Annotated in this window: 15 protein-coding genes and 6 tRNA genes; 6 read left to right on the plus strand and 15 right to left on the minus strand. The window is 63.3% G+C overall.

Annotation, left to right across the window (positions count from 1 at the left end):
• Positions 1-7: 7 nt before the first annotated feature.
• Positions 8-1,435 (minus strand): 3-isopropylmalate dehydratase large subunit, encoded by a 1,428-nt coding sequence (gene leuC, locus GYB81_RS19580; RefSeq protein ID WP_161865317.1) that lies wholly within the window; start codon positions 1,433-1,435, stop codon positions 8-10.
• A 220-nt stretch (positions 1,436-1,655) separates the two neighbouring features.
• Between leuC and GYB81_RS19585 the strand changes: the two genes are divergently transcribed.
• Together GYB81_RS19585 and GYB81_RS19590 are read left to right on the plus strand one after the other, a co-directional pair.
• Complete coding sequence (locus GYB81_RS19585; protein WP_013715120.1) at positions 1,656-2,537, plus strand: LysR family transcriptional regulator; 882 nt, start codon at positions 1,656-1,658, stop codon at positions 2,535-2,537.
• Positions 2,538-2,641: 104 nt separating this feature from the next.
• The gene (locus GYB81_RS19590) at positions 2,642-5,929 is read left to right on the plus strand and encodes a sensor domain-containing protein (protein WP_161865318.1); all 3,288 of its coding nucleotides are present in this window, start codon (positions 2,642-2,644) and stop codon (positions 5,927-5,929) included.
• Between the two features lie 55 nt (positions 5,930-5,984).
• On the opposite strand, the gene GYB81_RS19595 is transcribed toward GYB81_RS19590, so the two are convergent.
• Positions 5,985-6,434: an Hsp20 family protein gene (locus GYB81_RS19595; RefSeq protein WP_161865319.1), complete on the minus strand. Its 450-nt coding sequence runs from the start codon at positions 6,432-6,434 to the stop codon at positions 5,985-5,987.
• 279 nt (positions 6,435-6,713) lie between these two features.
• Positions 6,714-7,661, minus strand: coding sequence for a tRNA dihydrouridine synthase (locus tag GYB81_RS19600; RefSeq protein WP_161865320.1), 948 nt, complete (start codon positions 7,659-7,661; stop codon positions 6,714-6,716).
• Positions 7,662-7,757: 96 nt separating this feature from the next.
• Here GYB81_RS19600 and GYB81_RS19605 point away from each other — a divergent pair, with 96 nt between their 5' ends.
• The gene (locus GYB81_RS19605; protein WP_161865321.1) at positions 7,758-8,153 is read left to right on the plus strand and encodes a hypothetical protein; all 396 of its coding nucleotides are present in this window, start codon (positions 7,758-7,760) and stop codon (positions 8,151-8,153) included.
• 5 nt (positions 8,154-8,158) lie between these two features.
• Here GYB81_RS19605 and GYB81_RS19610 read toward each other — a convergent pair whose 3' ends face one another.
• Positions 8,159-8,608, minus strand: a complete 450-nt coding sequence (locus GYB81_RS19610) for an acyl-CoA thioesterase (protein WP_161865322.1) — start codon at positions 8,606-8,608, stop codon at positions 8,159-8,161.
• 208 nt (positions 8,609-8,816) lie between these two features.
• Here GYB81_RS19610 and GYB81_RS19615 point away from each other — a divergent pair, with 208 nt between their 5' ends.
• A complete protein-coding gene (locus GYB81_RS19615; protein WP_161865323.1) occupies positions 8,817-10,679 on the plus strand; it encodes a sensor domain-containing diguanylate cyclase in 1,863 nt (620 codons plus the stop codon).
• Here the strand turns inward: GYB81_RS19615 and GYB81_RS19620 are convergent.
• The 10 genes from GYB81_RS19620 to GYB81_RS19665 form a co-directional block, all read right to left on the minus strand.
• The gene (locus tag GYB81_RS19620; protein ID WP_161865324.1) at positions 10,649-11,488 is read right to left on the minus strand and encodes an alpha/beta hydrolase; all 840 of its coding nucleotides are present in this window, start codon (positions 11,486-11,488) and stop codon (positions 10,649-10,651) included. The two genes, GYB81_RS19615 and GYB81_RS19620, sit on opposite strands and share 31 nt — an antisense overlap.
• 22 nt (positions 11,489-11,510) lie before the next feature.
• Complete coding sequence (locus GYB81_RS19625; RefSeq protein WP_161865325.1) at positions 11,511-12,050, minus strand: TetR/AcrR family transcriptional regulator; 540 nt, start codon at positions 12,048-12,050, stop codon at positions 11,511-11,513.
• Between the two features lie 184 nt (positions 12,051-12,234).
• Positions 12,235-12,310, minus strand: a tRNA-Glu gene (locus GYB81_RS19630).
• 48 nt (positions 12,311-12,358) lie between these two features.
• Positions 12,359-12,434: transfer RNA gene (locus GYB81_RS19635), tRNA-Ala, on the minus strand.
• A 47-nt stretch (positions 12,435-12,481) separates the two neighbouring features.
• Positions 12,482-12,557, minus strand: a tRNA-Glu gene (locus GYB81_RS19640).
• Between the two features lie 48 nt (positions 12,558-12,605).
• Positions 12,606-12,681, minus strand: a tRNA-Ala gene (locus GYB81_RS19645).
• 49 nt (positions 12,682-12,730) lie between these two features.
• Positions 12,731-12,806 (minus strand) — tRNA-Glu (locus GYB81_RS19650).
• A 60-nt stretch (positions 12,807-12,866) separates the two neighbouring features.
• Positions 12,867-12,942: transfer RNA gene (locus tag GYB81_RS19655), tRNA-Ala, on the minus strand.
• A gap of 202 nt (positions 12,943-13,144) precedes the next feature.
• Positions 13,145-14,626 carry a glutamate--tRNA ligase gene (gene gltX, locus GYB81_RS19660; protein WP_161865326.1) on the minus strand — a complete coding sequence of 494 codons (1,482 nt, stop codon included), beginning with the start codon at positions 14,624-14,626 and terminating at the stop codon, positions 13,145-13,147.
• Positions 14,627-14,660: 34 nt separating this feature from the next.
• Entirely contained in the window at positions 14,661-15,581 is a 921-nt protein-coding gene (locus GYB81_RS19665; protein ID WP_161865327.1) for a LysR family transcriptional regulator, read from the minus strand.
• Between the two features lie 107 nt (positions 15,582-15,688).
• Between GYB81_RS19665 and GYB81_RS19670 the strand changes: the two genes are divergently transcribed.
• Both GYB81_RS19670 and GYB81_RS19675 read left to right on the plus strand, forming a co-directional pair.
• Positions 15,689-16,738, plus strand: a complete 1,050-nt coding sequence (locus GYB81_RS19670) for an HlyD family secretion protein (RefSeq protein WP_161865328.1) — start codon at positions 15,689-15,691, stop codon at positions 16,736-16,738.
• Positions 16,728-18,281 carry an MDR family MFS transporter gene (locus GYB81_RS19675; RefSeq protein ID WP_498052054.1) on the plus strand — a complete coding sequence of 518 codons (1,554 nt, stop codon included), beginning with the start codon at positions 16,728-16,730 and terminating at the stop codon, positions 18,279-18,281. Before GYB81_RS19670 ends, GYB81_RS19675 begins: the two co-directional genes overlap by 11 nt.
• Positions 18,282-18,659: 378 nt before the next feature.
• Here GYB81_RS19675 and uvrB read toward each other — a convergent pair whose 3' ends face one another.
• Positions 18,660-20,675, minus strand: coding sequence for an excinuclease ABC subunit UvrB (gene uvrB / locus GYB81_RS19680; RefSeq protein ID WP_161865329.1), 2,016 nt, complete (start codon positions 20,673-20,675; stop codon positions 18,660-18,662).
• Positions 20,676-20,862: the final 187 nt, after the last annotated feature.

Consider the following 20,862-nt stretch of genomic DNA (forward strand, 5'->3'; position numbering starts at 1 on the left):
ACTCTCCTCAGGCCTGGATCAATTCGCGAACGTCGATGAAGCGGCCGGTCACCGCTGCAGCGGCAGCCATGGCCGGGCTCACCAGGTGGGTACGGCCACCGGCGCCCTGACGGCCCTCGAAGTTGCGGTTGGAGGTGGACGCGCAATGCTCGCCGCTGCCGAGTTTGTCCGGGTTCATCGCCAGGCACATGGAGCAGCCAGGCTCACGCCATTCGAAACCGGCGTCGATGAAGATCTTGTCCAGCCCTTCCGCTTCGGCTTGCGCCTTGACCAGACCGGAGCCCGGCACCACCAGCGCCTGCTTGACGGTGCTGGCGACCTTGCGCCCCTTGGCCACCTCGGCAGCGGCGCGCAGGTCTTCGATACGCGAGTTGGTGCAGGAGCCGATAAAGACGCGATCCAGACGAATATCGGTGATCGGCTGGTTGGCGGTCAGGCCCATGTACTTGAGCGCACGGGTGATCGAGTCCTTCTTCACCGGGTCGGCCTCGGCAGTCGGGTCCGGTACGTTCTGGTCGACGGCCAGGACCATCTCCGGGGAGGTGCCCCAGCTGACCTGCGGTTTGATGTCTTCAGCCTTGAGCTCGACCACGGTATCGAACACCGCATCGGCGTCGGACACCAGGTTCTGCCACTGCGCCACGGCCTTGTCCCAGTCGCTGCCTTTCGGTGCGAACGGGCGATCCTTGACGTAGGAGATGGTCTTTTCGTCCACCGCCACCAGACCTACACGGGCACCAGCCTCGATGGACATGTTGCAGATGGTCATGCGCCCTTCCAGCGACAGATCGCGGATCGCGCTGCCGGCGAATTCCAGCGCATGGCCGTTGCCACCGGCAGTGCCGATCTTGCCGATCACCGCCAGCACGATGTCCTTGGCGGTTACGCCGAACGGCAATTTGCCTTCGACGCGTACCTGCATGTTCTTCATCTTCTTGGCCACCAGGCACTGGGTAGCGAGCACGTGCTCGACCTCGGAAGTGCCGATGCCGTGGGCCAACGCCCCGAAGGCGCCATGGGTGGAGGTGTGCGAGTCGCCGCAGACCACGGTCATGCCCGGCAGAGTGGCACCCTGCTCTGGCCCGACCACGTGAACGATGCCCTGACGCACGTCGTTCATCTTGAATTCGAGGATGCCGAAGTCATCGCAGTTCTCGTCCAGAGTCCGTACCTGAATGCGCGAAACTTCGTCGGCGATGGCGTCGAGGCCGCCTTGGCGCTCGGCCTTGGTGGTCGGCACGTTGTGATCCGGCGTGGCGATGTTGGCGTCGATGCGCCACGGCTTGCGCCCGGCCAGGCGCAGGCCTTCGAATGCCTGGGGCGAGGTCACCTCGTGGAGGATGTGACGATCGATGTAGATCAACGAGGAACCGTCGTCACGACGTTTCACTTCGTGCATTTCCCAGAGCTTGTCGTAGAGCGTCTTGCCAGTCATCAGCCTTACCTCATCAGCGCCTTTCGGACACTTCCGGAGCTGCCTGCGTTGTCACCGCCAAGCGTCGGAAGTACCCATTTCTATGCCCGGGCAAATGGCCCTTCGGCTTATGGGGAGAATGCTATTGCCGGGCACGAAATAACTCAAATTCATATTTTTTATTCAAAGGATTCCGCATCGGAATGTATGCTCAGCTGATCTTCAACACCCGGAGCGCTCCATGGATCTGGCCAACCTCAACGCCTTCATCGCCATTGCCGAAACCGGCAGCTTTTCCGAAGCCGGGGAGCGCCTGCACCTGACCCAGCCGGCCGTGAGCAAGCGCATCGCCGGCCTGGAACAGCAACTGGGCGTCCGCCTGTTCGATCGCCTCGGTCGCGAGATCGGCCTGACTCAGGCTGGCCGCGCATTGCTGCCGCGCGCCTACCAGATCCTCAACGTACTGGACGATACGCGCCGCGCGCTGACCAACCTCTCAGGCGAAGTCAGCGGCCGCCTGACTCTTGCCACCAGCCACCATATCGGCCTGCACCGCCTCCCTGCCCTGCTGCGCGCCTTTACCCGCGCCCACCCGCAGGTGGCGCTGGATATCCAGTTCCTCGATTCGGAAGTGGCTTACGAAGAAGTTCTGCATGGTCGCGCCGAGCTGGCGGTGATTACTCTGGCCCCGGAAACCCGCGAGCCGATCCGTGCCGTGGCGGTGTGGGACGACCCGCTGGACTTCGTTGCCGCGCCGGAACATCCGCTGGCGCGCAGCCAGGTGATCAGCCTGGCCGATGTGGCGCAGCACCCGGCGGTGTTTCCCGGCGGCAACACCTTCACTCATCACATCGTGCAGCGCCTGTTCGAGGCGCAGGGCCTGACACCGAACATCGCCATGAGCACCAACTACCTGGAAACCATCAAGATGATGGTATCCATCGGCCTGGCCTGGAGCGTCTTGCCACGCACCATGCTCGACGAACAGGTTGCGCGCCTGCCGATACCCGGCATTCAGCTGACCCGCCAGCTAGGCTACATCCTGCATACCGAACGCACGCTGTCCAATGCGGCGCGGGCATTCATGGATCTGCTCGACAGCCAGCGCGACGACCTTGCATAGCTCGCTGGCATCAGACTAACGTGGCGACATAAGGATAAAAAAAACTGTCTACATGCCATTAATGCCCGCCCCGCGCATAGCGCCCTCCGGAGAACGGTTCGGCCATGGCCAGATCGACTGACCAGACCCCGCCCCTGCCACATATCCCGGCGATGGACCCCGCCGAATTCGAGCAAACCTGGCAAGACGCACCGCGTTTGCTGGCTGCGTTGAACGGCGCGCATCTCGGCACCTGGTACTGGGACATTCGCAGCGGTCAGGTGAACTGGTCGCGCGGCGCCCAGGCCCTGTTCGGCCTCGATCCCAATCGCCCGGTATCGCGGGAACTGCATTACATCGAGCTGATTCCCGAAGAGGAGCGCGCCGAGGTCCTGGCGACATTCAACGCCATCCTCAAAGGCGAGCAGATCGCCAACGCCCTGCGCCACCGTATCCGCTGGCCGGATGGCAGCCTGCACTGGCTGGAGATCACCGGTAGCCTGCAGCGCGAGGCTGACGGCCGGCCACGGATGTTCGGCGTGATCCGCGACATCACTGCCCAGCAGGAACGTGCCGAGGCCCTGCGCGCCTCGGAGGAACGCTTCGCCAGCCTGTTCCGCCTGAGCCCGGATGTCATGATGCTGGTGCGCTACGACAACAGCGAGATCATCGAGGTCAACCAGCACTTCACTCATGCCTTTGGCTGGAAGGCCAGTGAAATCCTTGGTCGCCCTACCCATGAGCTGAACCTGTGGGTGCATGCCAGCCAACGAGAACAGGTGCGCCAAAAGGCACCGCTGAGCCGCGAACCGGTGATCGAAGAAGTCCAGCTACGCACCCGCGCCGGCGACATTCTCGACGGCGTGCTGTCGAGCCAGTACATCGAACTGCAGGGCGACCGCCTGTTGCTCTGTACCTTCCTCGATACCAGCGAACGCAAACGCGCGGAAAATGCATTGCGCGCCAGCGAGGAAAAATTCGCCAAGGCTTTCATGCACACGCCGGATGCGGTGGCCATCAGCGATCGCGAAACTGGTCGCTTCATCGAGGTCAACCCGAGCTTCGAACAGCAATTTGGCTGGAGCTCCGCCGAGGCCGTGGGCCGCACGTCCCTGGAGCTGGGCATCTGGGCTGACCCGGGCGACCGTCAGCGCATGCTCGAAGCTTTGCGCCGCGGCGGCCTGGACAACCTCGAGGTGCGCCTGTTCAGCCGCGATGGCAGCGTTACCAGCAATCTGCTGTTCGGCGGCGAAATCGAACTCAACGGCGCCACCTGCCTGGTGCTCACCGTGCGCAACATCACCGAACAGCGGGCTCAGGAACTGGCGCTCAACGAGAGCAAGCAGCGCCTGCGTCTCGCGCTGGAGTCCGCTGACCTCGGCACCTGGGACTGGCATATACCCAGCAGCCGGCTGATTGCCAGTGCGCGGGCCTCGCAACTACAGGGACTGGAGGCGGCAGCATTCGAAGGCGCCTTCCTCGACTTCTTCCGCCAGGTACCGATGGAGGATCGGCACAACCTGCGCCAGAGCTATCAGCAGATGGTCGAACAACGCCGCAGCCACTATCAGGTCACCTACCGCGTGCAACTGGAAAATGGCGGTCTGCGCTATCTCGAAAGCACCGCCAAGCTGCAACTCGATGATGGCGGCCGGCCGCTGCGCATGGTCGGCACGCTGGTCGACATCAGCGAGCGGGTCATGCGCGAGCAGCGGGTCAAGGCTTCGGAGGAGAAGTTCGCCAAGGCATTTCATTCCAGCCCGGATGCCATCACCATCACCGAACGCGACACGGCCCGTTACATCGAGGTCAACGAAGGCTTCACCCGCCTCACCGGCTACCTGCCAGACGAAGTGATCGGCCGCACGGCGTTCGAGATGAATATCTGGGCCTACCCCGAAGAACGCGCGCGCATGATCGAGCACCTGGGCCAGCAGGGCCAGGTGCTGCATATGGAGATGCACGGACTGCATCGAGACGGCGAGATTCGCCTGGTCGACGTCTCCGTACAACCCATCGAGCTCAATGGCGTGGCATGCCTGCTGCTGACCGCGCGCGACATCAGCGAGCTGAAGCAGGCCCAGGCGCAGGTTCAGCACCTGGCCTATCACGACGCGCTGACCAATCTACCCAATCGCGCCCTGCTGATGGACCGTCTGACGCAGCAGATCGCCCTGCTCAAGCGCCATGACCTGCGCGGCGCCCTGCTGTTTCTCGATCTCGACCACTTCAAGCACATCAATGACTCGCTCGGCCATCCTGTCGGCGACTCCGTGCTGCGCCTGATCACCGCGCGCCTGGAAGCCAGCGTGCGCCTGGAGGACACCGTGGCGCGCCTGGGCGGCGACGAATTCGTGGTGCTGCTTTCGGGCCTGGAGGGCAAACGCTCGGAAGTCACCCGCCACGTCCGCCAGGTGGCCGACAAACTGCGCCAGCTGCTCGCCGAACCGATGCTGCTCGACGGCCATCGCCTACAGGTGACACCCAGCATCGGCGTCGCCCTGATTCCCGACCACGGCAACACCCCGGCAGATCTGCTCAAGCGCGCCGATATCGCCCTCTACCGCGCCAAGGACTCCGGCCGCAACGCCATCCAGCTGTTTCGTACCACCATGCAGGACGCCGCCAGCGCCCGCCTGCGCCTGGAGAATGATCTGCGCCTGGCCCTGGCGCGCGGCGAATTCGAACTGCATTTCCAGCCCCAGGTCGACGCGCGTGACGGCAAGGTGGTCGGCGCCGAAGCGCTGCTGCGCTGGCAGCACCCGCAACTGGGGCCACAGTCACCGGCGCAGTTCATTCAGGTGCTGGAAGAAAGCGGGCTGATCGTCGAAGTCGGTGGCTGGGTGCTGGCCGAAGCCTGCCATTTCTGCTCCCGATTGCTGGCTGACGGCCTGGTCGATGGCGAACGCTTCAGCCTGTGCGTCAACATCAGCCCCCGGCAGTTCCGCCAGCACGACTTCGTCGAGCGGGTTGCCAGCAGCCTGCGCGACAGCCAGTTGCCCAACGCCACCCTCAAATTGGAAATCACCGAAGGCATCGTCATTCAGAACATCGACGACACCGTGGGCAAGATGCTGCGCCTGAAGAAACACGGCGTCAGCTTCGCCATGGACGATTTCGGCACCGGCTACAGCTCGCTGACTTATCTCAAGCGCCTGCCGGTGGACATGCTGAAGATCGACCAGTCGTTCGTACGCGACGCGACCAACGACCCCAACGATGCCGAGATCATCCGTGCCATCGTCGCCATGGCGCGCAGCCTGGGTCTGGCGCTGATCGCCGAAGGCGTCGAGCAGCAGGACCAACTGGAGTTCCTGCAGTCGCAGGGCTGCCATCTCTACCAGGGCTACCTGTTCAGCAAGCCGCTGGCGCAGGAAGCCTTTCGAGCGCTACTGAACTTGCAGCACGGCTGAAACCAAGCCGAACGAAAAAGGCGCCCCGTGGGGCGCCTTTTTCATCCGCATCGACTCAGCTTTCCAGCGCAGGACGCTGACTGCCGATAGGGATGCGCTTGGCCTTGGCCTCTTCCGGCACGATGCGCTCCAGTTCGACATGGAGCAGACCGTTGACCAGATTGGCGCCCTTGACCTCGATATGGTCGGCCAGGCGGAAGGACAGCTTGAACGCGCGCTGGGCGATACCCTGATGCAGGTAGCTGATGCTCTCGGCGCTGCGATCGCGCTTGTTGCCGACCACGGTCAGTACGCCGCGCTCGACCTGCAACTCCAGGTCGTCTTCCTCGAAGCCGGCAGCCGCGACCACGATGCGGTAATGGTCCTCGCCGTGCTTCTCGACGTTATAGGGCGGGTAGGAACTGCCGGCGTCATTGCTACGCAGGGCAGATTCGAAAAGATCGTTGAAACGGTCGAAACCGACGGACTGGCGGAACAGAGGGGCCAGAGACAGTACGTTGCTCATGAGTATTCTCCTGAAAATTTCAGCAAGGTTCATATCGCGGAACCCGACTTCGGCATCCCGCAGTCACTTATCTAGGGTCGGTCAGAATAATTTCAAGGCTGCAAAAGGTACGCTCATCGCCCCTCTTCGCGCAGGGCTCAGGGCCAACGGCTTCGCCCCGAGGCGGGGCTCCTACATCAATGGCGCAGACATTGCCCACAGCCTGTAGGAGCGGCGCCCCGCCGCGAATCATTCAACAGAACGCCTTCAAAGCCAAAGCTCGGCCCCGAAACAAGACGCCTAGATAGATGGGGCAAGCAATTGATCGATACGCTCGCAATCCTGCTCGCGGCGCACCTCGGCGAACAGCGCGACAGCTTCCGGGTAGGTACGCGTAAGCATCGCCAGCCACTGCTTCAGGCGCCCCGGCGCGTAGCGCGGCGCCAACTTGCGCCGTGCCTGTTGCCAGAAATCGAGCAGCAGCGGCTGCAGTTCGGTCCAGCTCATCTCCTCGGGCGTCTCACCCGCCCTGACCGCCGCAATCTGTCGCGCCAGGCCGGGGCGCGATACCAGACCGCGGCCCAACATGATGTCATCCACGCCGCTGATTTCACGGCAGCGGCGCCAATCATCCAGCGTCCACACCTCACCATTGGCGAACACCGGCACGTCGACCACCTCCTGCACCCGAGCCACCCACTCCCAGTGCGCCGGGGGCTTGTAGCCTTCGACCTTGGTGCGCGCATGTACGACGATCTGGCTTGCACCGCCTTCGGCAAGTGCCCGCGCGCAGTCCAGCGCGCCCTCCTTGCCCTCGAACCCCAGGCGCATCTTCGCCGTCACCGGAATCTCGGCCGGCACCGTGCGCCGCACCTCACGGACGATGGCGTGCAACAACTCGGGCTCCTTGAGCAACACCGCGCCGCCGCGCGACTTGTTCACCGTCTTGGCCGGGCAACCGAAATTGAGATCGATCACCGGCGCGCCGAGCGTACAGGCGAACGCAGCGTTGTCGGCCAGGCACTGCGGGTCGGAGCCGAGAAACTGCACGCGCATCGGCGTGCCGGCGCGAGTGCACGAGCCGTTGAACAGCTCGGGCGCCAGCTTGTGGTAGGTGGCCGCGGGCAACAGTCGCTCGCTCACCCGAATGAACTCGGTCACGCACCAGTCGATGCCACCGATACGGGTCAGCACGTCGCGCAGGATCTCGTCGACCAGCCCCTCCATGGGCGCCAGGGCGATTTGCATGAGGTAGTCCGGAAAAATGGGGGCGCACAGTTTAAGGGGTCGCGAGCAAGGCGCAAGATGGGCCACACTGGCACGTCAGCAAACAGGGAGCTCGCTATGCGTCATCTCGCGTTGATCGTTGCGGTTACATGGTGGTTGAGCGCACAGGCCGAAGACGCTCTGCCACGGGGTGTCGAACAGATGCCGGCAGCCCCGGTCGCCGACGCACCGGCGCGGCTGATCTTCAGCCGCGACAGCAACTCGCCAAACGCCTGCGACGTGGAGCTTTACGTCAACCAGTTGGTGGTGGCGAAGCTTGGCCCGGGTGAGCGCACCAGCCTGGACCTACCCAGCGGCGAAGTGAGCGTCGCTACCGCCCTGTCACCGGACGGCTATTGCGGCGGCCGCGGGCCGGAAGTTGCACAGTCGGTGCTGTTGCGCCCCGGAGAAACCCGTCAGTTCGCGGTGATGGTCGAACCGCACCAGGTGTTTCTCGCGCCGCTGATCGACTGAGGACTCTATAGCTCCAGCGGATAAGGCTGCATCAAGGCCTTGCCATATCCGTCGATGAATTCCGCCGGCATGCGCTTGGGGCGCCCGCTGGACAGCTCGATGCAGACGAACGTGGTCTTGGCCCTCAGCAGCGTCAGCCCATCCTCGGGGCGCACCAGCTGGAAACGACGATCCATCTTCAGCCGCTGATCGGACTCGATGATCCAGGTCCCCATCTGCAGTTGCTGCCCTTCATAGGCGCTGGCCAGGTAATCGATCTCGTGGCGCACCACGGCCATGGCCCGATCCAGGCGGCGATACTCGGTCAGATCCAGCCCCAGAAACTGCGAATGGCGCCATGCGCAGCGCTCCAGCCAGCTGACGTACACTGCATTGTTGGCGTGGCCGAGACCGTCGATATCCTCTGCCGTCACTTCGAGATCGATGACAAAGGGGCTGGGCAACTCCCAGTTCATGGCGGTACCTCCAGGTTTGCAGCCGGCACAAGGGCTCGCGCCAAGCTGAGTGATCCAGTTCAAGAGCATGGCCGCCAGCATCTTCGACAACCGCCCGGTCAGGGGCCGCATGATACGCCGACCAGTCACTCGATGTAGCGTCGAGCTTTCATCGTTTCAACGCGGCGCGCCATAATGCGCCACTCGCCCCGAGCCCGAGAACGAGCAATTGCCTGCATTCCTGCGCCTGTTGATCCTTCTGCTGCTGCCAACGCTGACGTGGGCGCAAAGCCTGCCGTTGCCAAGCGGCCAGACGCAGGTGCTGCCCGGCCCCTACATGGAAGTCTGGGAAGACCCGAGCGGCCAGGCCGAATTTTCGGAGGTCCGCGCCCTACCCGACTCCGCCTGGCAAGCGGTAAACCGGCGAGACGCCAGCTTCGGCTACGGCGGCAGCACCTACTGGCTGCGTCTGGATGTTCACAACCCTCACCATCGCGCGCCTGGCTGGATGCTAGTAATCGGCAACCCGTTGCTGGACCAGCTCGACGCTTACGGCCTGGACGGCACGCGTGTCTACCGGGCGGGAGACCAGCGCCCCTTCAACTGGCGCTGGATCGAACACCGGCAACTGGTGCTTCCACTGAACCTCGAGGCAGGCGAGCAACGGCGAATCTGGCTGCGCATGCAGACGGCAGGCTCGGCCAACCTCAGCGCCACGGTGATGACACACGACACCTTCGACCATGAGGAACAACGCAGCCTTTTGCTGCAGGGGTTGTTCTTCGGCGCCCTGGTCGCGATGCTGATCTACAACCTGAGCATCTATTGCATCACACGTGACCGAAACTACCTCTGGTACAGCCTGTTCGTCGCCAGTTTCACGCTCTATCAGTTCATCCAGCTCGGCTTCGCCCTGCAGTGGCTGTGGCCCAATGCCCTGACCTGGCACCAAATGAGTTTCCCGTTCAGTTCAGCGCTGGCCACGCTGTTCGGCATTCACTTCACGTATGGCGTGCTGGAGCTGGACAAGGCGGCGAGTCCTTATCGTTGGGTCGCCCGTGTCTTGCAGGGCTGTTCCTGGCTGGTCATGGGCATGGCGCTCATCGGCCCCTATACACCTGCGCTGATTGGCAGCTTCGTACTGGTGATAGCCTGCGCCGTGGCCGCCTTCGTCATCACCCTGCTGCGCTGGCGTGATGGCTACGCAGCCGCACGCCTGTTCGCGCTGGGCTGGTTCGTGCTGATCACCGCCAGCCTGGCCAGCATTCTGACCGGCACCGGCCTGCTGCCTTACTCCTTGTTGTCCCTTCACGCACAGCAGGTAGGCGGCCTCATAGAGATGACGGTCTTCTCCATCGCCCTTGCCGCTCGCATCCGCCATGCACAGGAGGCCGAGCACCAGGCCCAAGCCAAGCTGATCGAGCAGGAGCGACGGCTGCGCAACGAGCAGGCCAAGCATCTGCAACTGCAAACGCAAATAAGCGAAAGCCTGGAGCAGCGCGTACAGGAACGCACCGCGACCCTGCAGGACACCCTGCAGCAACTATCCAACGCCAACCTGCGCCTGGCGGAGCTGAATCGCCGCGATGGCCTCACCGGCCTGTTCAATCGTCAAACGCTGAGCGAGGAACTGGCGCGCGCCTGCGCCCGTGGCGAGCGTAGCCGACAGCCATTGGCGATCCTGATGATGGACCTGGATCATTTCAAGCAGGTCAATGATCGCTATGGCCACCTGGCCGGCGACGCCTGCCTGCGCCATGCAGCCCAGCGCATCCAGCAACGCCTGCGCAGCAGCGACCTGCTGGCACGCTTCGGCGGCGAGGAGTTCGTCGCCCTGCTCGACAGCACCGATCTCACCGGTGCGCTCGACCTCGCCGAACAGTTGCGCGAAGACCTGGCCCGAAACCCCTGCCACTACCAGCAGCAATCGATAGCGCTGAGCCTGAGCATCGGGTTGCACGCCGGCATACCGCATGATACGGGCGGCGGTGAGCACTGGCTCGAGCTGGCCGACCGCGCCCTGTATCGCGCCAAGGCAGGCGGCCGCAACCAGGTCGTCAGCTACGAAGCCAACGCCCTGGACGGCGCCTGACGCACCTCACCGAGCAGCCCCAGCACCGCCTGCAGAAGCAGCGGATCGCCCAGCACCCGCTGATGCCCGCCGGCCGGCAAACGCAGCAACTGGCTGTCGAACCAGGCGGCGTGAATCAGCTCAGCTTCGCTCACGGGCACCACCTGATCATCCTCGGCATGTACCACCAGGCCCGGCAGCTCCAATTGATAGCGCTGCACGTCGAGATGCGCCGCCGGAATGCCGGCAGTCCTCTCCACCTGGCGCACGAAGTGCGAACGCGCCATCGCCGGCAGCCCCATGAAACGGGCAAAGCCACGTAGCACGGTAAGTATCCGGCTTGGCGCGGAGATGCTCACCAGCGCCTCGGTACGTAGCCCCATCTGCGTTGCCAACAGCGCGCTGGCCCCGCCCATGGAATGCCCGATCACGGCCTTGAGCGGCGGCAGCTCGCTAGCGGCCTCGAGCAGGGCTCGTGCAAACAGCACCACATTGGCCTCACGCCCAGGGGAACGCCCGTGCGCCGGGGCATCCAGCGCAACAACGCCATAACCTGCATCCACCAGGCTGCCGATCAATGCAGCGAATTGAGTGGGCCGCCCCTCCCAGCCATGCATCAGCAAGACCGTTGGCCCACTGCCCCAGCGCAAGGCAGACAACCCAAAACGCAAGGTGATGCGCTCGGCGCTAGCCAGCAGCGGCAGCTCCCAGTCCCGCGGAGGTAGGTTGCGCGGCGTCATGAAACGCTCGCGCAGACGGCTGGCGACCATTTGCGGAGCTACTCTGCCCAGGGTTGCATTGACGCCACGTACCCATGTCATCTGGTTCATCATCTTCTCCTTGGAGCCTGATTCACACCACTGCCGACTTGGCAGCACGCAACACACGATCGGACAGCTCGCCGGGGCCCAGCGCCCGGGCCAGAGCCAGACCACCCACCATCAGCGCCAGGTCGGCCAGCGCTGCATTCGCCTCCTCTGGCGCACTGCTCATCTGCGCCACCATCAATTCAATGTGCTCGGCCAGGGCCTGACGAAAGCCGTCCGGCATACGTGCGATTTCCGCCAGCGAACTGGGTAGCGGGCAACAGGCTTCAGGCGTGTCGCGGTGCCGACGCGACAGATAGAAGGCTGCCATCAGGGCCCTGCGCTCCACACCGGCGAGTTTCGGATCGACCGCGGCCACCCCCTCGCGCCGCACGCTGAGCAACTGGCGAAAGGCCTCGAGCATCAGGGCATCCTTGCTGGGGAAATGGGCGTAGAAACCACCCACCGTCAGCCCTGCAGCGGCCATCACCTCCGCAACCGCGGGATCGCTGGGGCCACGCTCTGCAAGCACGCGCTGCGCAGCAGCGAGAATGCGTTTACGGGTTTCACTCTTGCCGTCGCTCATGGCTAACCCTCTTCATATGATGCTCACAATATTACGACCATCATATTAATTTGCAAGTTACTGCAGCGACCGTTGGTCCGCTGGTAATGCGACGGCGCACAGAGCCGAGACAGACAACGCAGAAACAAAAAGGGGCCGCCTCTGAAGAGGCAGCCCCTGGGTTCCGCAAATGCGGCAAGAAAATTGGCGTCCCCTAGGGGACTCGAACCCCTGTTACCGCCGTGAAAGGGCGGTGTCCTAGGCCACTAGACGAAGGGGACGAAACCTTCGAACGACAAGGCCAGCACTAGGCTGGCCTTGAGTGTGATTGGTGGAGCTAAACGGGATCGAACCGTTGACCTCTTGCATGCCATGCAAGCGCTCTCCCAGCTGAGCTATAGCCCCGAAACCTTGCGGTCGGCTCGCAGCGCTTGCGCGTTGCGACTGGAAAGTGGCGTCCCCTAGGGGACTCGAACCCCTGTTACCGCCGTGAAAGGGCGGTGTCCTAGGCCACTAGACGAAGGGGACAGAACCTTCGAAGAACAAGGCCAGCTTCGCGCTGGCCTTGTCAGTGTTTGGTGGAGCTAAACGGGATCGAACCGTTGACCTCTTGCATGCCATGCAAGCGCTCTCCCAGCTGAGCTATAGCCCCGAAACCTTTCGGTCTGGCTGCAACGCCTGCGCGCTGCGGCTGGAATAAGTGGCGTCCCCTAGGGGACTCGAACCCCTGTTACCGCCGTGAAAGGGCGGTGTCCTAGGCCACTAGACGAAGGGGACGCAAAACCCCTGATCGCGAATCGGTCATACCGATTCTGGCACTCCCGAAGGAGTCGAGATTGGTGGAGCTAAACGGGATCGAACCGTTGACCTCTTGCATGCCATGCAAGCGCTCTCCCAGCTGAGCTATAGCCCCATCTCGAGGACGGGGCGCATGTTAAGAGCGCCCTGAGTGGCTGTCAACAACATTTTTCCTGCCAGCCAAAAGTTTTTGCCACTAGAACAATTACTTAGAGCCTCTACTCGTGGAGAGTCAGCCGTAACCGTGGGAGGCGCTTCAGCGGCGACAAAATCCAATCATCGCGGCTAAAGCCCCTCCCACGGCTGCGCGCCTCAACTTAGCCGATGCTCGCAAGCAGCTTCTCCCACTCCTTGGCTTCCTTCTTCGAGGTGCCGCCGAGCAGCTCCAGCGCCTGGCGCAGGCGAAAACGGGTCAGGTCCGGGCCGAGGATTTCCATGGCGTCGAGCACGGAAACCGAGCTGGCCTGCCCGGTGATGGCAGCGAACATCAGCGGCATGGCGTCGCGCAGCTTCAGTTCCAGATGCTCGACCACGGCCTGGATGCAGCCGGTGATGCGTTCCTTTTCCCACTGACGCAGCGCTTCGAGCTTCCACAGGATCAACTGCATCAGCTGGCGTACCTGGTCAGGCGAGAGCTTCTTGTGCTCGAACACCTTGGCGTCCAGGTTCAGCGCGCCGGAGAAGAAGAAGCCAGCCAGCGGAGCGATCTGGCTGAAGGTTTCCACCCTGCCCTGCACGTGCGGCGCGATCTTCATCAGGTACTCGGGGTTGAGCGCCCATTTCTGCACTTCGGCGGCAAAGGTTTCCACCGGCAGCTCGCGCAGCCATTGGCCGTTCAGCCAGGAGAGTTTTTCCAGATCGAAGATCGGCCCGCCAAGCGATACGCGGTTGATGTCGAAGTGTTCGATCATCTCGTTCAGCGAGAACTTCTCGCGCTCGTCCGGCATCGACCAGCCCATGCGCCCCAGGTAGTTGAGCATGGCCTGCGGCAGGTAGCCCATGCGCTCGTAGAAGGTGATGCTGGTGGGGTTCTTGCGCTTGGACAGCTTGCTCTTGTCCGGGTTACGCAGCAGCGGCATGTAGCACAGCGTCGGCTGCTCCCAGCCGAAGTACTCGTAAAGCTTGATCAGCTTGGGCGCAGACGGCAGCCATTCCTCGCCACGCAACACATGGGTGATGCCCATCAGGTGGTCGTCGACCACGTTGGCCAGGAAGTAGGTGGGCAGGCCGTCGGCCTTCATCAGCACCTGCATGTCCATGCGATCCCAGGGGATCTCGACATCGCCACGCAGCATGTCCGGCACCACGCAGACGCCTTCGCTCGGCACCTTCATGCGTACCACGTGCGATTCACCCGCGGCGATGCGGCGCTGCGCCTCGGCCGGGTCCAGGTGCATGCAGTGACCGTCGTAGCGCGGGGTTTCCTTGTTGGCCATCTGCTGCGCGCGCACTTCATCGAGGCGCTCGGCGGAACAGAAGCACGGGAAGGCATGACCCTTGGCGACCAGTTCGTCCGAATACTTCTTGTAGATCTCGCCCCGCTCGCTCTGCCGGTACGGGCCATGCGGGCCGCCTACGTCCGGGCCCTCGTCCCACTCGATACCCAGCCAGCGCAGGGCGTCGAAGATCTGCTGTTCGGACTCGCGGGTCGAACGCAGCTGGTCGGTGTCTTCGATACGCAGGATGAACTGACCGCCGTGCTGGCGAGCGAAGCACAGGTTGAACAGTGCGATGTAGGCGGTGCCGACATGGGGATCGCCGGTCGGCGATGGCGCGATACGGGTACGGACGGTGGTCATGAATGCTCTCGGAAGGAAGACACGAGGTGTTGAATCAAGCAGACGATGTTAGCAGGCCGACGGCCCCGGGCTCCAGCAGCCCACCACGGGTGATCGGCAAGCTGGCGATGAGGAAGTCGAGGAAGGTCTTGACCTTCATCGCCTGGAAGCGCCGCGACGGATAGATGGCATAGACCTCGCCTACCGGCAGACGCGCTTCGGGCAGCAGCTCGATCAGGCGCCCGCTGCGCACCGCCTCCTCGCTGATCATCACCGGCAACCCCGAAATCCCGGCGCCCGCCAGGGTCGCCTCGCGGGCGAAAGTGATGTTGTTGCAGGTCATCACCCGCTGACACGGCAGGTTTTCATCCAGCAGCGGCCAATAACGCGGCGCATCGTGCTGCAACAGAATCGCCCGATGCCCCTCCAGCTCGGCGACGCTGCGCGGCGTACCGTGCGCGGCCAGGTAGGCCGGGCTCGCGCACAGGCGCCGGCCGCTCTCGAACAGCTTGCGTGCGATCAGTGTCGAGTCCTGCGGCTGGCCGACCTGAATGGCGATATCCACGCCCTCCTCCAACGGATCGACCAAGCGCGAGGTCAGCTCCACTTCGGCATTGATCTGGGGGTATTGGCGCATGAACTCGCCCAGCACACGCCCGAGAAACAGCTGGCCGAACTCGATCGGCGAGGTTATGCGCAGCAACCCCGACGGCTCGCGCTGCAGCTGCATCACCGCCTGCTCGGCCTCGGCGAAGTCGAGCATGATCTGCCGGCAACGCTCGTAATAGGCCTGCCCCACCTCGGTCAGACGCAACTTGCGCGTGGTGCGATTGAGCAGACGGACACCGAGACGCTCCTCGAGCAAGGCGATACGCCGGCTGACCGTGGACTTCTGCATCCCCAGGCTGGTCGCCGCCTGGGTGAAGCTGTGGCATTCCACCACGCGGGTAAAGATCAGTGCGTCATCCAGCCCCATGATTGTTCCTCATACGCAACAAAGCATGCCAGGCCCGCAGTCTACTGGCACAAAGGGAACACTGTTAAATTTACTTACATTTCTTTGTCGCGTCCTGAGCCTCAAGCATGCCCGCCAAACTGCAACGCCGCCTTCTCGTTTTCGCAATCCTTCTGGCCCTTATCGTCGGCGCCCTGCTCGCTCAATGGCTGCTGGTTGGCCGCTATCACGAGAGCACCGACAACGCCTACGTACAGGGCGAGATCACCCGCGTCTCCAGCCAGTTGAATGCGCGCATCGAAAAGGTGCTGGTGCGCGATAATCAGCACGTGGAAGCCGGTCAGTTGCTGGTCGAGCTGGAAGACGCGGATTTCCGTCTGGCGCGCCAGCGCGCCCTTGCCGCTCTGGAAACCCACCAGGCCGAGCGCGCCCAGGCGCAGAGCAAGCTCGACCAGCAGGCCAGCCTGATTGCCGCCAGCCAGGCCGACGTCGCCGCCAGTCAGGCCACGCTGGAACGCGCCAAGCTCGATCTTGGCCGTGCCCAGACCCTGCGCAAGCCGGGTTATGTCTCCGAAGAACGCGTTACCACCCTGGCCGCCGACAACCGCGTGGCCCGCTCGCAAGTGGCCAAGGCCCGGGCCGACCTGCAGGCGCAGCGTCAACAGGTCGCCAGCCTGGAAGCCGAGCTCAAACGCCTGGACGCGCTCATTCTCTCCGCCCAAGCCGACCTGGAGCAGGCCGATCTCAATCTTTCCCGCACGCAGATCCACGCGCCTATCAGCGGCATGGTCGGCCAGCGCTCGGCCCGTGAAGGCCAGGTGGTGCAAAGTGGCGCCTACCTGCTGTCGCTGGTGCCGGACCAGGACATCTGGATCCAGGCCAACTTCAAGGAAACCCAGATCGGCCGCATGCGCCCCGGGCAGACGGCCGAACTGCTGTTCGACACTTATCCCGACACGCCCATCGAAGGCCGCATCGACAGCCTGTTCGCCGCCTCCGGCGCGCAGTTCAGCCTGCTGCCGCCGGACAACGCTACCGGCAACTTCACCAAGGTGGTGCAGCGCATCCCGGTCAAACTGACCTTCGCCGCAGACAACCCGCTGCGCGGGCTGATCCGCCCCGGCATGTCGGTGGAGGTGACCGTGGATCTGCGTAGCGACGACAGCCATGGCGGGTGATGCGCTGATCCGCCCCACGGCGGAGCCCAGCCGGCGCGACTGGATCGCGGTGATGAGCACCATGCTCGGTGCCTTCATGGCGGTACTGGATATCCAGATCACCAACTCGTCGCTCAAGGACATCCAGGGCGCGCTGTCCGCTACGCTGGAGGAAGGTTCGTGGATCTCCACCTCCTACCTGGTGGCCGAGATCATCATGATCCCGCTGACCGCCTGGCTGGTGCAGTTGCTCTCGGCGCGACGCTTGGCAGTGTGGGTGTCGGTAGGCTTTCTGATTGCCTCGCTGCTGTGCTCGATGGCCTGGAGCCTGGAGAGCATGATCGTCTTCCGCGCCCTGCAGGGCTTCACCGGTGGCGCGCTGATCCCCCTGGCGTTCACCATGACGCTGATCAAGCTGCCCGAGCATCATCGCGCCAAGGGCATGGCTTTGTTCGCCATCACCGCCACCTTCGCCCCCTCCATCGGCCCCACACTCGGCGGCTGGCTGACCGAGAACTGGGGCTGGGAATACATCTTCTACATCAACGTGCCGCCCGGCCTGATCATGATCGCCGGCCTGCTCTACGGCCTGGAGAAGAAGGCGCCGCACTGGGAGCTGCTGAAGACCACCGACTACGCCGGCATCGTCACCCTGGGCATGGGCCTGGGCTGCCTGCAGGTATTTCTCGAAGAAGGCCACCGCAAGGACTGGCTGGAATCTCAGCTGATCGTCGGCCTGGGCAGCGTGGCACTGGTCAGCCTGATCCTGTTTGTCATCCTGCAGCTGTCACGCCCCAACCCACTGATCAACCTTGGCGTCCTGCGCGAGCGCAACTTCGGCCTGGCCAGCATTTCCAGCCTGGGGCTCGGTGTGGGGCTGTATGGCTCGATCTACGTGCTGCCGCTGTATCTCGCGCAGATCCAGGGTTACAACGCCATGCAGATCGGCGAAGTGATCATGTGGATGGGCGTGCCGCAGCTGTTTTTGATCCCGCTGGTGCCCAAGCTGATGAAGGTCATCTCGCCGAAATGGTTGTGCGCACTGGGCTTCGCCCTGTTCGGTGCGGCGAGCTTCTTTTCCGGTGTGCTCAACCCTGACTTCGCGGGGGAACAGTTCCATCACATCCAGATCATTCGCGCGCTTGGCCAACCCCTGATCATGGTCACCGTTTCGTTGATCGCCACCGCTTACATCATGCCGCAGGATGCCGGCTCCGCGTCCAGTCTGTTCAACATCCTGCGCAACCTCGGCGGCGCCATCGGCATCGCCTTGCTGGCCACGCTGCTCGATGCCCGCGCCAAGGTCTATTTCGACTATCTGCGCGAGTCCATCGTGCCAACCAACCCACAGGTGGAGGAACGCCTGCACCTGCTGACGCAGACATTGGGCAGCGAGCAGGCGGCCTTGGCCAGGCTCAGCCAGATCGTCCATGAGCAGGCAACCATCATGGCCTACAACGATGCCTTCCATTTCATCGGCATCGCCCTGGGTGTGAGCATGCTGGCGATCCTGCTGACGCGGAAGCTGCCACAGAACATGGCAGGCGGCGGCGCAGGGCATTAACGTCAATAGCAAAAGCTTCGCCCCGAGGCGGGGCTCCTACACAAATACCGCAGGCACCGCCCCCCGGCTGTAGGAGCGGCGCCCCGCCGCGAATCGCCCGACAAAACACCGCAAAAGCAAAAGCTTCGCCCCGAGGCGGGGCTCCTACGCAAACTCCGCAGGCACCGCCCCCGCTGTAGGAGCGGCGCCCCGCCGCGAATCGCCCGACAAAACACCGCAAAAGCAAAAGCTTCGCCCCGAGTCTGGGCTCCTACACAGACGCCGCAGGCACCGCCAGATCTGTGGGAGGGGCTTCAGCCGCGACCGCCGCCGCTACGGCTGCATGGAGGCAGGAGGCCAGAGTCGAAAGCGCCTCCCACGACATCACGCACTGAAGCCTCACACCTGCAACAACCGATCCCTGAGCTTCTGAATCTCGTCACGCAACTGCGCCGCGGCCTCGAACTCCAGGTCGCGCGCAAGGGCATACATCTTCTCTTCCAACTGACGAATGCGTTTGGTGATTTCGCTCGGCGAGCGCAGTTCGTTCTCGTAACGGGCGCTCTCCTCCGCCGCCTTGGCCATACCCTTGCGCTTGTTGCTGCGCGCGCCCGGCACCACGGCGCCTTCGAGGATGTCCTTGATGTCCTTCTGTACGCCCTTGGGTACGATGCCGTTGGCCTCGTTGAAGGCAATCTGCTTCTCGCGTCGACGCTCGGTCTCGCCAATGGCGCGCTGCATCGAGCCGGTCATGTTGTCGGCGTAAAGAATCGCGCGGCCGTTAAGGTTACGCGCCGCGCGGCCGATGGTCTGGATCAGCGAACGCTCGCTGCGCAGAAAGCCCTCCTTGTCCGCATCGAGTATCGCCACCAGCGACACCTCGGGCATATCCAGGCCCTCGCGCAACAGGTTGATGCCCACCAGTACATCGAAGGTGCCCAGGCGCAGATCGCGGATGATCTCCACCCGTTCCACGGTATCGATATCCGAGTGCAGGTAGCGCACCTTGACGTCGTGATCGCCGAGATAATCGGTCAGGTCCTCGGCCATGCGCTTGGTCAGCGTAGTGACCAGCACACGCTCGCCCGCCGCGACACACAAACGAATCTCCGACAACAGATCGTCGACCTGGGTGCGCGCCGGGCGCACCTCCACTTCAGGGTCGACCAGGCCTGTAGGCCGCACCACCTGCTCGATCACCCGCCCGGCATGCTCGGCCTCGTAAGGTCCCGGCGTGGCGGATACGAAGATGGTCTGCGGGCAGGCCGATTCCCACTCCTCGAAACGCATCGGCCGGTTATCCAGTGCCGACGGCAGGCGAAAGCCATATTCGACCAGCGTCTCCTTGCGCGAGCGGTCGCCCTTGTACATCGCGCCGACCTGCGGCACCGAGACGTGGGACTCGTCGATCACCAGCAGCGCCTCGTCCGGCAGGTAGTCGTACAGCGTCGGTGGCGGTGCGCCCGCCGGACGGCCGGACAGGTAACGTGAGTAGTTCTCGATGCCGTTGCAGTAGCCCAGCTCGAGGATCATCTCCAGATCGAAGCGCGTGCGCTGCTCCAGGCGCTGCGCCTCCACCAGCTTGTTGGCACCACGCAAGTATTCCAGACGCTGCTGTAGCTCGGCCTTGATGTGCTCCACCGCCTCGAGCAGGGTTTCGCGTGGAGTGACATAGTGACTCTTGGGATAGAAGGTGAAACGCGGCAGCTTCTGGATCACCTCGCCGGTCAGCGGATCGAAAGCGCTGATGCTTTCCACCTCATCATCGAACAGCTCGACACGAATGGCTTCGAGGTCGGATTCGGCCGGGAAGATGTCGATCACATCGCCGCGCACGCGGAAAGTGGCACGAGCGAAATCCATGTCGTTGCGCGTGTACTGCAGCTCGGCAAGCCGGCGCAGCAGCGCGCGCTGATCCATCTTGTCGCCACGGTCGAGGTGCAGCACCATTTTCAGGTACTCCTCGGGGCTACCCAGGCCGTAGATCGACGACACGGTGCAGACCACGATGACGTCCTTGCGCTCGATCAGCGCCTTGGTCGCCGACAGGCGCATCTGCTCGATATGGTCGTTGATCGAGGCGTCCTTCTCGATGAAGGTGTCCGACGACGGCACGTAGGCTTCCGGCTGGTAGTAGTCGTAATAGGAAACGAAATACTCCACCGCGTTGTTCGGAAAGAACGCCTTGAACTCGCCATACAGCTGCGCGGCCAGGGTCTTGTTCGGCGCCAGCACCAAAGTCGGGCGCTGCACCTTGGCAATCACGTTGGCCACGGAAAAGGTCTTGCCCGAGCCGGTCACGCCCAGCAAGGTCTGGTGCGAAAGCCCGGCCTCCAGCCCCTCGACCATCTGCCGGATTGCCTCGGGCTGATCGCCGGCAGGTTTGAAGCGGGTCACCAACTGAAACTCGGACATGCAGTACCTCGACGAATGACTGTGACGCTTCTTTTCGGACTGCGTCAAAAGCCATGAATTGCGGGGCGATTGGCCGATAGGTCCAAGTAGAGTCGAATTACCTGGCAAAAGGCCTTAATTCAGGGCTTTGCGCTGTCGCCCCCTGGATTCAGGGTCGTTATACTAACGCCCCGTTTACGCGCCCCCT

This window comes from Pseudomonas yangonensis (genome assembly GCF_009932725.1).
GTDB lineage: Bacteria > Pseudomonadota > Gammaproteobacteria > Pseudomonadales > Pseudomonadaceae > Aquipseudomonas > Aquipseudomonas yangonensis.

Excerpts from the sequence above, each read along its gene's own strand:
- leuC (WP_161865317.1), bottom strand. The coding sequence starts at position 1,435 with ATGACTGGCAAGACGCTCTACGACAAGCTCTGGGAAATGCACGAAGTG.
- GYB81_RS19585 (WP_013715120.1), top strand. The coding sequence starts at position 1,656 with ATGGATCTGGCCAACCTCAACGCCTTCATCGCCATTGCCGAAACCGGC.
- GYB81_RS19590 (WP_161865318.1), top strand. The coding sequence starts at position 2,642 with ATGGCCAGATCGACTGACCAGACCCCGCCCCTGCCACATATCCCGGCG.
- GYB81_RS19595 (WP_161865319.1), bottom strand. The coding sequence starts at position 6,434 with ATGAGCAACGTACTGTCTCTGGCCCCTCTGTTCCGCCAGTCCGTCGGT.
- GYB81_RS19600 (WP_161865320.1), bottom strand. The coding sequence starts at position 7,661 with ATGCAAATCGCCCTGGCGCCCATGGAGGGGCTGGTCGACGAGATCCTG.
- GYB81_RS19605 (WP_161865321.1), top strand. The coding sequence starts at position 7,758 with ATGCGTCATCTCGCGTTGATCGTTGCGGTTACATGGTGGTTGAGCGCA.
- GYB81_RS19610 (WP_161865322.1), bottom strand. The coding sequence starts at position 8,608 with ATGAACTGGGAGTTGCCCAGCCCCTTTGTCATCGATCTCGAAGTGACG.
- GYB81_RS19620 (WP_161865324.1), bottom strand. The coding sequence starts at position 11,488 with ATGAACCAGATGACATGGGTACGTGGCGTCAATGCAACCCTGGGCAGA.
- GYB81_RS19625 (WP_161865325.1), bottom strand. The coding sequence starts at position 12,050 with ATGAGCGACGGCAAGAGTGAAACCCGTAAACGCATTCTCGCTGCTGCG.
- gltX (WP_161865326.1), bottom strand. The coding sequence starts at position 14,626 with ATGACCACCGTCCGTACCCGTATCGCGCCATCGCCGACCGGCGATCCC.
- GYB81_RS19665 (WP_161865327.1), bottom strand. The coding sequence starts at position 15,581 with ATGGGGCTGGATGACGCACTGATCTTTACCCGCGTGGTGGAATGCCAC.
- GYB81_RS19670 (WP_161865328.1), top strand. The coding sequence starts at position 15,689 with ATGCCCGCCAAACTGCAACGCCGCCTTCTCGTTTTCGCAATCCTTCTG.
- GYB81_RS19675 (WP_498052054.1), top strand. The coding sequence starts at position 16,728 with ATGGCGGGTGATGCGCTGATCCGCCCCACGGCGGAGCCCAGCCGGCGC.
- uvrB (WP_161865329.1), bottom strand. The coding sequence starts at position 20,675 with ATGTCCGAGTTTCAGTTGGTGACCCGCTTCAAACCTGCCGGCGATCAG.